The sequence below is a fragment of the Moorena sp. SIO3B2 genome (assembly GCF_010692525.1).
Taxonomy (GTDB): Bacteria; Cyanobacteriota; Cyanobacteriia; order Cyanobacteriales; family Coleofasciculaceae; genus Moorena; species Moorena producens.
The window spans coordinates 1-11,989 of record NZ_JAAHHE010000195.1; the positions used below are offsets into that span (position 1 = coordinate 1).

The 11,989-nt window shown below is 37.7% G+C and carries 14 protein-coding genes; 9 read left to right on the plus strand and 5 right to left on the minus strand.

Annotated features, from left to right (window positions below):
* Nucleotides 1-617 precede the first annotated feature (617 nt).
* Nucleotides 618-818, plus strand: a complete 201-nt coding sequence (locus tag F6K38_RS27080; protein ID WP_287358170.1) for a hypothetical protein — start codon at nucleotides 618-620, stop codon at nucleotides 816-818.
* 522 nt (nucleotides 819-1,340) lie between these two features.
* Here the strand turns inward: F6K38_RS27080 and F6K38_RS27085 are convergent.
* Both F6K38_RS27085 and F6K38_RS27090 read right to left on the minus strand, forming a co-directional pair.
* A complete protein-coding gene (locus tag F6K38_RS27085) occupies nucleotides 1,341-1,529 on the minus strand; it encodes a hypothetical protein (RefSeq protein ID WP_287358173.1) in 189 nt (62 codons plus the stop codon).
* Between the two features lie 169 nt (nucleotides 1,530-1,698).
* The gene (locus tag F6K38_RS27090) at nucleotides 1,699-1,899 is read right to left on the minus strand and encodes a hypothetical protein (protein ID WP_287358196.1); all 201 of its coding nucleotides are present in this window, start codon (nucleotides 1,897-1,899) and stop codon (nucleotides 1,699-1,701) included.
* Between the two features lie 734 nt (nucleotides 1,900-2,633).
* Between F6K38_RS27090 and F6K38_RS27095 the strand changes: the two genes are divergently transcribed.
* From F6K38_RS27095 to F6K38_RS27130, 8 genes are all read left to right on the plus strand, one after another.
* A complete protein-coding gene (locus tag F6K38_RS27095; protein ID WP_287358176.1) occupies nucleotides 2,634-2,849 on the plus strand; it encodes a hypothetical protein in 216 nt (71 codons plus the stop codon).
* 347 nt (nucleotides 2,850-3,196) lie between these two features.
* Nucleotides 3,197-3,445: a hypothetical protein gene (locus F6K38_RS27100; protein WP_071104253.1), complete on the plus strand. Its 249-nt coding sequence runs from the start codon at nucleotides 3,197-3,199 to the stop codon at nucleotides 3,443-3,445.
* Between the two features lie 304 nt (nucleotides 3,446-3,749).
* Nucleotides 3,750-3,968, plus strand: a complete 219-nt coding sequence (locus F6K38_RS27105) for a hypothetical protein (protein ID WP_287358178.1) — start codon at nucleotides 3,750-3,752, stop codon at nucleotides 3,966-3,968.
* 502 nt (nucleotides 3,969-4,470) lie between these two features.
* Entirely contained in the window at nucleotides 4,471-4,641 is a 171-nt protein-coding gene (locus F6K38_RS27110) for a hypothetical protein (RefSeq protein WP_287358179.1), read from the plus strand.
* 482 nt (nucleotides 4,642-5,123) lie between these two features.
* Nucleotides 5,124-5,300 (plus strand): hypothetical protein, encoded by a 177-nt coding sequence (locus F6K38_RS27115; protein WP_287358182.1) that lies wholly within the window; start codon nucleotides 5,124-5,126, stop codon nucleotides 5,298-5,300.
* 191 nt (nucleotides 5,301-5,491) lie between these two features.
* Nucleotides 5,492-6,640 (plus strand): aminoglycoside phosphotransferase family protein, encoded by a 1,149-nt coding sequence (locus tag F6K38_RS27120; protein WP_287358184.1) that lies wholly within the window; start codon nucleotides 5,492-5,494, stop codon nucleotides 6,638-6,640.
* A 50-nt stretch (nucleotides 6,641-6,690) separates the two neighbouring features.
* Nucleotides 6,691-7,782 carry a T3SS effector HopA1 family protein gene (locus tag F6K38_RS27125; protein WP_287358187.1) on the plus strand — a complete coding sequence of 364 codons (1,092 nt, stop codon included), beginning with the start codon at nucleotides 6,691-6,693 and terminating at the stop codon, nucleotides 7,780-7,782.
* Between the two features lie 588 nt (nucleotides 7,783-8,370).
* The gene (locus F6K38_RS27130; protein WP_287358189.1) at nucleotides 8,371-9,579 is read left to right on the plus strand and encodes a transposase; all 1,209 of its coding nucleotides are present in this window, start codon (nucleotides 8,371-8,373) and stop codon (nucleotides 9,577-9,579) included.
* Between the two features lie 38 nt (nucleotides 9,580-9,617).
* Here the strand turns inward: F6K38_RS27130 and F6K38_RS27135 are convergent, their stop codons facing one another.
* From F6K38_RS27135 to F6K38_RS27145, 3 genes are all read right to left on the minus strand, one after another.
* Nucleotides 9,618-10,769 carry an IS4 family transposase gene (locus F6K38_RS27135; protein ID WP_287358191.1) on the minus strand — a complete coding sequence of 384 codons (1,152 nt, stop codon included), beginning with the start codon at nucleotides 10,767-10,769 and terminating at the stop codon, nucleotides 9,618-9,620.
* A 142-nt stretch (nucleotides 10,770-10,911) separates the two neighbouring features.
* Nucleotides 10,912-11,673, minus strand: coding sequence for a peptidylprolyl isomerase (locus F6K38_RS27140; RefSeq protein WP_287358193.1), 762 nt, complete (start codon nucleotides 11,671-11,673; stop codon nucleotides 10,912-10,914).
* A gap of 2 nt (nucleotides 11,674-11,675) precedes the next feature.
* Entirely contained in the window at nucleotides 11,676-11,843 is a 168-nt protein-coding gene (locus tag F6K38_RS27145; RefSeq protein WP_287294059.1) for a hypothetical protein, read from the minus strand.
* Nucleotides 11,844-11,989 lie beyond the last annotated feature (146 nt).

The following is an 11,989-nucleotide window of genomic DNA, read 5'->3' on the forward strand; positions in this document are numbered from 1 at the left end:
TGTTGGAAGCTTGGCATCAAGGGGATGATTCCACTGAAGGAAGGATGAAGGCTATCCTTGGGCAATTTTCTAGGCTGGGGATTGACTTGGAGCGTGTTTATCTGAATGCCAATTCTGAAGATATTTATCAGTGTTTAGATATATAGCAATTATCATTACGATTTAGGTACACAGGATTTTTTACTACTTCCCCTCTCCCTGCTCCTTTCGCTTTCGGCTTTGCCGAAAGCTTGGCCCACGGCCTTAGCTCCCTAAAACCTAGGTAGAAATAATTTTAGTCTTTTAGTCCAAGAGTAGTCTTGGGCTATTTTTTATAGTTTTTATAAGTTCCACTAGTTTTATAGACATAACTAGTTTAGTTTATTAACAAAATTAGATAGAAGTTAACTAGAATAATAGTGGTCAAGGTAATTAATAGCTGACTTGTAAGCTATTACTAGGTTTAGCAGCAGATAGCTACATCTATTTTCGGGACAAAACTACTTTTGTTTAGAGATAAATAAGCTCTAAACATACTAGACAAAGAAAATTAATTGGAATAGGATTAAAACAGGAATAAAAAAATACTAATTGATTCCTGATTAAAAACACAGATTAATTATTGGAGAAAAAATCAAATGGCTAATATTGTTATCCAAGATATCACTCCTACTAAAAGTCATCTTTATGAACTCACACAAGATTACAAGGAAATTACTTCGATCAAAGGTGGTGACTGTAGTGCAGTATTTAACGGTGATGGTTCTGTTAATAGCGTTACCGGTTGCTCTAAAGGAGAATTACGTCAATTAAGAAAATTAGTTAAAGCAGCACAATAAACCAACATTATTAAATTTATTGGCGTTGCTGAATCAAGGAATGAATAGAAGGTGGCCATTCTGCTGATATGAAAATATCAATAAAGTGCAAGATGGTCATTCCACAAAATTATTAAAATCATTCCATTACTAAGTAACGCCAATAAATTGGTTTAGAAAGTATAATTGATTCTAATTTGATTGCAATTGAGTCATAATCTCAACTTCGCCAATCTTTCCCTTCAAGCACTCACTCAACAAATCAGACACAATCTGAGAACTTAACTTCTCATCCAATTCCGATTTAACCATCTCCTCAACCAAAATCAGATGCACTCCCTTAGAAGTTACAATCAGCTTAAGCAACTGTGGCGGCTCAGCAGGAAAAACAAGAGCAGAAATCTCTGAATTAAACTCCTGAAACTTAACTATTCCGCGATATCATCCAGAGCGTGGTAATTCATTATCCTGGATGTATTCGTGAGCAATCTCATCCAAACGTGTCTCCCCTTCGTCGAACTGGTAGAAAATAATTTTATTCTTTTAGTCCAAGACTACTCTTGGACTATTTTTTATAGTTTTTATCACTGCCAACAGTTTTGTTAACATAACTGTTGTAGTTGACTCCCTAAAAGAGATACAGCCTTTTTCATAACTATCAGGTACACAGTATTTTTCCCCTGTTACCGATTCTCGATTCCCGATTCCCGATTCCCGATTCCCGATTTCCATAACAAAAACAAAAAAAAATAGCCGTAGAAATACTATCCACGGCTATTCCAATTTTTTATGTCACAAAATTAGCAAACCTAACCTCCTCTGATCTGATTGGCCAAGGGCCGCGCTACAAAACCAGACCAAAACCTTGGCCAGGGGGGAAACCCCCCCAGAAATTAAGGTGTTATGGCAACAACCAATACTTGGTTATTGTAGTGACAACTTCCCCTGGAACTTCAGTGGGTTCCAGAGGCGTCCATTCAGCTATCTCTGCATAGCCTAGGGCATACAGCATCTGCATACTATAAATTACTGCTTCACGAGAACCTTTGAGAGTTTGATGAGCAGGTTGTTTCTTGAAGTTTTGCTTGAATTGTTGTGACATCATAAAAAATTTCATTTCAGTTTACAATGATTATTGTAATGATTATAATTATTGTTGTCAAGGGTTTTAAAAAAGTTTTTTTTGGGTACTTTTAGGGTTAATAAAAACGTAAGCGATTAGCCCTACGCGAACAGCTATCAGCCATCAGCTGTCAGCCATCAGCTTTTTATAGTTTTTATCAGCTCCACTAGTTTTATGGACATAACTATTTTAGTTTATTCCATAAATTAGAAATACAGGGATTAGGTACACAGGATATTTGTCCTACTCCCTGCTCCCTCCTCCCTGCTCCCTACTCCCTACTCCCTGCTCCCTACTCCCTACTCCCTGCTCGCTGCTCCCTAAAAACCAGAAACTGTGTACCTCACAAGTCGTATAGTTGCTAGCACTATCTAAATTTTATGACAAAACTGTTTTATTTTTAGCACCAATTAACTAAAAAAACTCTAGACATAGTTAATTGAATTAACTATGCTGAAAAAGCAGGGAAAACGCATCTAATTTCCTGAGTACTATATATAGTGTTGTTTAAAGTAAATAAACACTAGACAGCGTTTGTTATAACTATCAGGTAGACAGGATTTTTTCCCTCTTCCCTGCCTAGGAGTGCAGGGAAGAGGCTAGGTTACTCTGACCTACTCCCCAAAATCCAGGAAGAAAGTATCTTACCCATTGAAAACTGCTGTATTAATTGATTCTGATTCAAAAACACAGATTCATTGGAGAAACATCAAATGGCTAATATCACCATTCTTGACATCAAACCTGCTGGTGTTGACTTGTTTGCTGATTCTGAAAGCTACCTGATCGATTTGTCGGAAAATGAACTCGCAGTTTATGGTGGAATAGTTTGGACCTATTGGATCGCTCAAGGAGCAGCGGCTGCGGTGCGAAGTTCACAACCTTGCGTGGGAGTAGCTGCTGCTGTCACCAGAGAAATTATCGACTGAATATTTACTCCTAAGACAAAGCTACCAAATGTGTTTCTTAGGAGTTTAATCAACCAAGCTATTTAGCACCATCAACAAAGCCCTACAATACCGGGTGCATCTCATATTTGTAAAAAAGAAAGAAGGTGTGGGGCGGCGGCGCGGTAAGTGTGGGAATTTTTGGCTAATTTTATGCCTTGATATGCACCCTCTAATACCTTACTTTATAGGGTAAGTTATCAAGAACGAAAAACCGTCACTTTTTCCACAAGCTTATTATTAAAAGCTCTAAACTAGAGTCTCAAAGAGATTTTATTGCTAGATATATCTCAACAATTCGGATAAATTGAGCTAGGAGAAAATTAAAAATGGCTAACATTAAAATTTCCGATCTAAAATCTATCTCCCTTGAATTCGTCTTAGCAGAAGATCACTGCCAAGAACTAACAGAAGATGAGCAACTCAACATTCAAGGAGGTGCCTTGTGGGATTGGGTAAAGAATGCAGTTGAATGGGCAGTAGATCATCTGACTATTTCCACGAAATCCAGTCTTTCTGAGGATAGTGGAATTTTTATTGGGTACAAGGGAACACACGATTTTCCCAACAATATATAAGTAGTCGGACAAAACTAAAATTCACTCTTTAAATAGGGAGCAGGGAATAGGAAATAGGCAAGATTAACCCACCCCTAGGGCGTGTCTTATTGCCTCTGAGATCCCCCTAAATCCCCCTTAAAAAGGGGGACTTTGAGTATGGCTCCCCCCTTTTTTAAGGGGGGCTGGGGGGGATCATAATCTTGCGGAAAACTTTTAAAACACGCCCTGCTCCCTGCTCCCTACTCCCTGCTCCCTAAAACCCATAAATTTGTACCTCATGGGTATAAGACTTGCTAGAATTAAATCACAAAGGAGATTTCCAATGTCTACTATCAATATTTATGACTTACAGCCTACTTCTCCTGAACTTTTTGCAGAATCGAAAAAATTGGTAGAAGTTACCGACAGTGAAGCTGAGAAAACTGCTGGGGGAATTTTTTTTGAACCTTTTGTGATTCAAACAGACCGATGGATTGTAACTTTCTGTCCAGATGGAACCATTTCCCATGGAAGTTCACCTTATTGTCCAAGGCGGCTCTAAATCGAAATTCCTTATCTAGCGTTTATCGCAGTTATGAGGTACACATTATTTTTTGCCTCTTGCCTCTTGCCTCTTGCCTCTTGCCTCTTGCCTCTTGCCTCTTCCCTGCTCCCTGCTCCCTACTCCCTGCTACCTACTCCCTAAAACCTAGTGTAAAATAATTTTAGTCTTGTAGCCCAAGAGTAATCTTGGGCTTTCTTTTATGGTTTTTATCAGCTCCACTAGTTTTGTGGACATAACTAGTTTAGTTTATTGCGTAAATTAGAGAGAAATTAACTATCAGAATAATAGTCAATGTGATTTATAGGTTAATCCTGAGCTACTACTAAGTTTATCAGTAGATCACTACATCTAATTTAATGACAAAAATGTTTTTGATTTAGCATCAATAAACTCTAAAAATAATAGGCAGATAAAAAATAATTTTAATAGTATAAAAATAGGAATCACAAGTTACTACTTGATTCCTAGTCAACGACACACATAATGGAGAAAAACTAAAATGGCTAACATCAAAATTGATGATATTAAGCCTACTGGTGCTCAATTGTTTATTGATACTGAAAGTTTCATCAAAGATCTCCAAGACAACGAACTTAAAGTAGCAGGGGGTTTTTATGCAGGAGATTTCGCTGAACCTGTTATCATTATCGTCATTCCAGATCCTTGTTGAGCCGATAGCTTAAGCTGAGTACAGGGAGTAATCACACACAAAAGGGCTTCAGCTCTCTAGCCTTCAGCCTTGTGTCAAGCTTCCTGCAGCAGGAGTGGCACCAGTTTCGATACCTGGCACTAGTGGCATAGTTCAGGGAGGTTAAACCTCTTAGTCTTGTAGTCCAAGAGTAGTCTTGGACTATTTTTTATTGTTTTTATCAGCTCGAATAGTTTTGTGGACATAACTGTTTTAGTTGATTCACTAAATTAGAGACAAGTTAACTATCAGAAGACTGGTATAGGTAAATTGTGAGCTATGAATAGGTTTATCAGCAGATAGCTACATTTAATTTAGTGACAAAAGTGTTTTTGGTTTAGCATCAATAAGCTCTAAAAATCCTAGACAAACTAAATTAAATTGAATAGGATTAAAACAGGAATCAAAAATTACTAATTGATTCCTGATCAAGAACACACATTCATTATTGGAGAAAAACCCAAATGGCTAACATCAAAGTTAACGACATCAAACCTGCTGGTGCTGATTTATTTACGGATGATGAAAGTTTCATCAATGAATTAAGCAATGACGAACTTAATATCGTTGGTGGTCAAAAATTTGCTACAGATGCATTAAGTAGTTTATACAGCATTAAGTGTGAGTGTCATAATGGATGATAAAGACAAAAAAGACAAAGTCGCAGTAGCATAAAATTTCATATCCATTAGCGTCTATCAATTAAGTTATTTTCTAGTAAAAAGGCTTATAAAAATAAACCCTTTTACTAGAAAATAACTATTTTTGAAAATTTATTACTCACTAAGTAAGTATATTTTTTATGGTAAATTATCTAAATCACTATAATTTGTTGAATTATTTAATTGATAAAAATATATGCACAAAGCAAGATTTATTAGATATTAAAATCGTAATTCAGTATAGTAAAAATTCCCACTGGTTACTCAATTTAGCAGATGGGAGCAAACTAGTTGTTAAGCAAGAACCTGCCTATCGTATTCATCATAGTAGTAATTTGATTTTTCATGAACAGCATATTTATCAACTAGTGACTTTTTATCCTAATTTGGTTAACACTTCATCCTTGCTACCAGAAATTGTTCATTTTAATCAGGACAATTGGATACTAGTTTATAAATCTGCTGCTGATTATATAACTTTAGAAAGTTATTACGAAGCTCTCAGCTCAGAAAGTTATGGTAAAACTTGTCAAGCTTTTCCAACTTCAGTAGCTGAATTAGTGGGAAAATCCTTAGGAAAGCTACATCTTGAAACTGTGAATTTTCAAGATGAATACAAAAATTTAATGAAGGATCTTAAGGACAACAATAATTATTTATACCAATTTCCTTACCAGGAATATCTTTTAGATAGAGTTTGGCATAAAAGTTTATTTAAACTTCCGGCAGAGGGATTTAAATTTTTTTACTTTTATCAACGGGATGAGAACTTGATAAAAACAGTCAAATATCTTGTATCTCATCATCAACGCTGCTGCATAACCCACAATAATCTTCAGTTAAACAAGATTTTAATACCTAGACAGTGGGAGCAGCGATTATATGAATATTCTCATCAGAATTTGGTTCAGCTAATTGACTGGGAAAGATGGAATTGGGGAGATCCAGCTTGCGATCTAGGAACAGCGATCGCTGGTTATTTGCTGCTATGGCTTAACAGTATAGCTGTGCATCCTGCTATTAAACTAGAGCGATCTCTACAACTAGCTACAATTCCCTTGGAAGTCATTCGTCCTTCAATGGTGGTTATGATCCAGACTTACATGCAGACTTTCTCAAAGGTTTTAGAAGAACGTTCTGATTTTATCAAGCGAGTTATTCAGTTTGCTGGTCTGGCTTTAATTTATAAAATTGTCGAAAATATTCTGTATCACAAGGATTTCACTAATCAAGAAATTTGTATGCTTCAAGTAGCAAAAAGCTTATTGTGCAAACCAGAAAAATCCTTAATATCTATTTTTGGCGTCACCGAATTATAACAGATTTATTGAAGGTTTAAATCTCTACAAACTTCTGAAGAATAACTATTATGCAATTACTACAAATATTGCCTAACATTGTTAGTAATGTTCGACTAGACTATTCCAAGCTTCATATTAGTCATGATGAATTTTCGCCTATAGAAGTTCCTACGGCTAGAATTTGGCAACTAAAAAAAATGTCGCCTGAAATTCAACATAACTACTTCAAGTTAAAGTTAATGGAGCTAATCTATAGAATTTACTACGAAGGGTCACTAATTAAAAAAACTAGTCAAGCAATTAAAACGAATGAGCAACTTTTAAAACAGATAGCTTCCGCAGAAGTAGATTGGGAATTCTACCAAGAACTAGAAAAAAATAATCACAGCAAAGGTTGGTTTCACTCAGACTACCGTGTTGTGAAACAGGAGGATGATAGTAGTCTTGCTGTAAAATACGATGGTATTACTATTCACATTCGACCAGAGCGTTATCTTAAGTTAGAAGAGCAATCAGCTTCCGTAAATGATTTGGTTTCAGTATGGACACCTGCTGGTGGTATTGAGAGGCAGTTATATACAGCAACAGGAGACGGAGACATTGATTATAGTCTTTGGAAAGATCCTGAGAATCAGGTAGTATTGGCTTACTTCAATTTCGCTCCTGAAGCGGCAGTTATCCTGATGAAGTATCTGACAACACAGTTGAATGAAGTTGAAATGCCCTTTGTATTCAAAGTCTTACATAATCCGTTGAATTATCAGCGTTATGATTCAGGTATGCTTCAGTTTCACCGGATTAACTATAAACTATTCAGACTAATAATACAAAATATTTACTCAGAAATTGAATCTCTCTTTCAACCTCAAGTTCCTATATTCACTAAAGCAATTGCCCCTGGGATTGGATTAGGAGAAAACCCTTCTTATCAACTGTTATTTGCAGATAAGGAAACCTTTGGAATGAACCGCTGCAAAATTATTGCCAATGCCTTGCTGGAAGCCCATCAAAACGGTGACGAATCTCCAGAAAATCGAATGAAATATATAATTCAACACTTTGAGCAGATGGGTATTGACCTAGAGCGTCCCTACCTCAATCCTGGCTCTGAAGATATCTACACACCATTGGATGTAAGCAACGGTGTGACAGTAAATTAATAACTAGACATGAAAACTAGTACAGCTGGGGGGGCGACAAGTCCTTTCAAGGGTATGTTTTTAAGATTTCGGCATTCGCCTAGGTATTATTCAACAGAAATACATTTTGAAACCCAAACCCCAGCAAGGATTTGAGTATTAAAAAAAAATCATTAAGTGACTACTTCTTCTTAATAGCTATCCCCTGATGGGGCGATAGCTATTAAGAAACACATTTTGAAACCCAAACCTCAGAAAGGATTTGATATTTCTTGGAAAAATGTGTTTCTGACTACTGTTGGTAGTGGCCATCCCCGAAGCGTCAGGGGCTGAGATATTGTACCAACTTGAAAATTATGTGTAATGGTCGGGGAACTATTGACTTGGAAACTTTGGGGATAGTAACACAGAGCAACTGTTGGAGTACTGAAATTCATTTTGTAGACTGGCGTTACCCAGGTGGTTTTCTACTGGCGGCACCATGACTTACCAGCGCCCGGGACGGAGCTCCCTAAATTAAATAGTAGTCAGAAACAGGAAATTTATCAAATGTGTTTGATAACAGTAAAATAACTATTGTGCATTAACGCCGAGTTAGAGCAATTCCCTGTGAACAAAAATCGTCCAATTGCTTATCAACAATGGTTACGGGTGGTTATCAAAAAAATGCCTCATTTAAGTAAACCACAAGCAGTAGTATTAGGAATGTGGAGCTTTGCGATTGCCATGACTCATCATTGTGGTTTATCTACTGCGGTTGTGTTTTTGGGGGAAATTCTAGAGCAACCAGAGAACACGATCCGAGAAAGATTAAGGCAGTGGTACAATGGTAGGGTGGATAAAAACGGAAGAAAACGAAGGGAAATCCAGGTCGAAAATAGCTTTGTACCATTGTTAAGCTGGATATTAAGTTGGTGGTCATCAGAGGAAAAAAGTTTAGTATTAGCTGCGGATGCTTCTACATTAGGTCAGCGTTTTACTTTATTAGTTATTAGTGTGGTTTATCGAGGTTGTGGAATCCCTGTAGCTTGGAAAATACTCAGAGCAAACGAAAAAGGCAGTTGGAAACCCTACTGGCTCAAACTCTTAGATTCTCTTCAAGAGGGTGTTCCTTCGGACTGGTTGGTGATTGTCACTACAGACAGAGGTTTATACGCTGATTGGTTGTATGAAGCGATTGAACAATTGGGTTGGCATCCATTTATGCGTATTAACCATCAAGGATATTATCAATCCTCACCACAGGAACAATTTGTTCCTCTTTCAGGATTAATTACTCAAGTGGGGCAATCTTGGAGTGGAAAGGTAACTTGTTTTAAAACCAACAGTCTGTCTTGCACTCTTTTAGCTCAATGGGATTGTGGGTATGCCGATCCTTGGCTAATAGTAACAGATTTGAGTCCTCAACAAGCACAAATTTGTTGGTATGGTATGCGCAGTTGGATTGAATGTCTTTTCAAGGATATCAAACGAGGTGGTTTTGGTTGGCATCACACTAAAATGAATGACCCTCAACGCGCAGAACGTCTCTGGTTAGCCATTGCTGTTGCTACTTTATTTTTAGTCAGTATTGGTGGAGAGGCCGAAGCTAATTTGCCAGCAAGTAGCTTACCTCCTTTGGAGCAAATGAGCTCCTCCGCCGAGACCAAGGAAAATCCGAGCATCCATGAAAAGCAAATTTTATTGCCAAAAACTAATTCTACTCGATTTTTAAGTTGTTTCAGACGAGGATTTTTAAGAATTTTGGCATCTGCGATTAAGGGCATGCCTTTACCTACAGGCAGATTTAGTCCCGATTTTCCTCCTGCCCCTGGATGAATCTTAAAAACATACCCTTGTAAGGGCGACAAGTCGCCCTACAAAGCAGACTGTATCAAGGAAATAGCCCTCATGCCTTTGAGATGATAGGATGATTTGTGGCGAGAAAACCGTAGTAATTCTTGAATCAGTTCTGGCAAAAAAGACATTTGATTGACCCAATTGTGACCATGCAAGCCAATCGAAAAACTACTATGTCTGGAGTAAGTTCTATGAGTTTCTGTGGGACGAGTAACATATTTAGCGACCCCTTTTTGCTTGATAGTTTCTCCAGTGAGAGTAGCGATAGTGTAGGATAAACAAATCAATAAAATTAGAGAAGTTAATCGTTGATTGTTGACTCTGGTATCCTCCAAATTATAACCGCCACTCTTGAAATCACGAAACATCTCTTCAATACCCATACGTTGACTATAGGCATCAACAGCAGTAGATAAACTCCCAAGATTAGTTAACAGATACCAAGGGTCAGTACTGGATGAATCACGATAATTTCTCTTAGATTTCGCGGCGAGATTTAAACCACCAAATCCTTTAGTTTTAGTAACCTTAATTCCTTGATAATATAGTGACATACCCGGTGCTAATCCTAACTGTTTTAATTGAAACCAAATCTGAGGTTCTAGTTCCACATATGTACTTTTTCTTAATCTGAGGCTCAGATAGACCTGTTGCTCTACTGATAACCATCTGGCTAACTCAACAGAACAAAATTCACGGTCTCCTAACACGATTACTTTATACTTATAAAGTAGCTCTAATACTGGGGATAATACTTGTTGTTGCTGGCTTAAATTGCTATTACCAATCTTATCTAAAAGTGTAAAATTGATGGGAATTGAACGACGACGATACACCACGCTTACCATCATTAAATTAATAGTTCGCCATTGACTTCTATCGATAACAAGATGAATTACTTCCCCAGGATTCCATTGCTGCTCTATCCAATCTGAGACAATCGGAAACCACACAGTTTTGACATTCAATTGTGGTAGTGATAAAAAACGTTGAATTTTCTTGACTCTACTTCTTTCCAGAATCGGATAGGGAAAACTTCTCGCGAGTGATGCTAATTTAACTGTTTGTATATTTGGTAATAAGTGTATCAAGATAACTAGCAGTAAATACTGAGGTTTACTAAAGTGTTTCTGGAGATGTTCAGAATAGAAATCCGGCAGGAGATTCATTATTTAATTAACAAATGTGCAAACCATTCACACTCTCTCATCTTTTTGGAGCCTATGCACGGGGATTTACCTTCCTGCTTTGTTTTGGGGCGGCTTGTCGCCCCCCCAGCTAGTACAGTCAGTATTAATTTAAAAGTTGTAGTTATAAATGGGAACTTAGGCTACTGGCTTCAAGTTCCTTAACAACTTCAACTTCCTCAATCTCTCCCTTCAACCACCCAGTAAACAAATCAGACATAATCTCAGACCGCAACTTCTCATCCAATTCCGATTTAACAATCTCCTCAACCAAAATTAGATGCACTCCCTTAGAACTAACAATCGGCTTCAGCAACTGTGGCGGCTCAGCAGCAAAGACAGCAGCAGAAATTTCCGCCTTAAACTCCTGACGCTTAACTATTCCCCGATATCCTCCAGAGCGCCGTAACTCAATATCCTCGATGTATTCGTGAGCAATCTCATAGAAACTTGTCTCCCCTTCATCCAGGGCATAAAACAGTTCCATGGCTAGGTCTTTATCATCTAAAACGACTTCGTAAATCACTGCAGCAGCATAATCGAGCTGATGTTCAAAGAAATAGGGTTCAACCTTATCCGCAAACAGATGTTGAACTACCTTACCAGCTATCAAATTAGTATACACTATCTCTTCAAAATCATCTAAAGACATACTGTGTTGTTGCAGCCATGCCCAAGTGTCTTCTGAATTCTCAAGTTTGTTCATTAACCGGAATTGGTCTGCTGCCTTTTGAAGCTCTTCAATTTCTACACCGATGCCAGCACTTTCCGCAGTAGCCGCAATAATCTTGCGGGTAACAATCCCTTCAATCATGTCAGGGATTTGGCAGGTTAGTTTAACTTGGTTAAAAATATCTTCCGTGGTAATCGTAATAGCTGGTAACATGATTATTTATTGGTAATTGTTGATTGGACAGTAAGGGAATAGGGAACAGGGAATAGGGAATAGGGAGTAGGGAGCAGGGAGTAGGGAGTAGGGAGCAGGGAGTAGGGAGTAGGCAATAGGCAATAGGCAATAGGCAATAGGCAAGAGGGAAAAAATCTTGTGTACTTCATTACTATGAGAAATGTTATAAGCGCGTTGATCCCATTGATGAGGTACGCTTCATAGCCTCAAAGTCCCCCTTATTAAGGGGGATTTAGGGGGATCCCTTCCTCATGGGAGAGAAAACTGTTACATATAGCATTTTTGCTCATTGTGT

Coding starts and splice junctions, on each gene's coding strand:
- F6K38_RS27100 (WP_071104253.1), top strand. CDS start 3,197: ATGGCTAACATTAAAATTTCCGATCTAAAATCTATCTCCCTTGAATTC.
- F6K38_RS27105 (WP_287358178.1), top strand. CDS start 3,750: ATGTCTACTATCAATATTTATGACTTACAGCCTACTTCTCCTGAACTT.
- F6K38_RS27085 (WP_287358173.1), bottom strand. CDS start 1,529: ATGGAAATCGGGAATCGGGAATCGGGAATCGGGAATCGAGAATCGGTA.
- F6K38_RS27090 (WP_287358196.1), bottom strand. CDS start 1,899: ATGTCACAACAATTCAAGCAAAACTTCAAGAAACAACCTGCTCATCAA.
- F6K38_RS27145 (WP_287294059.1), bottom strand. CDS start 11,843: ATGAAGTACACAAGATTTTTTCCCTCTTGCCTATTGCCTATTGCCTAT.
- F6K38_RS27080 (WP_287358170.1), top strand. CDS start 618: ATGGCTAATATTGTTATCCAAGATATCACTCCTACTAAAAGTCATCTT.
- F6K38_RS27110 (WP_287358179.1), top strand. CDS start 4,471: ATGGCTAACATCAAAATTGATGATATTAAGCCTACTGGTGCTCAATTG.
- F6K38_RS27115 (WP_287358182.1), top strand. CDS start 5,124: ATGGCTAACATCAAAGTTAACGACATCAAACCTGCTGGTGCTGATTTA.
- F6K38_RS27135 (WP_287358191.1), bottom strand. CDS start 10,769: ATGAATCTCCTGCCGGATTTCTATTCTGAACATCTCCAGAAACACTTT.
- F6K38_RS27095 (WP_287358176.1), top strand. CDS start 2,634: ATGGCTAATATCACCATTCTTGACATCAAACCTGCTGGTGTTGACTTG.
- F6K38_RS27140 (WP_287358193.1), bottom strand. CDS start 11,673: ATGTTACCAGCTATTACGATTACCACGGAAGATATTTTTAACCAAGTT.
- F6K38_RS27125 (WP_287358187.1), top strand. CDS start 6,691: ATGCAATTACTACAAATATTGCCTAACATTGTTAGTAATGTTCGACTA.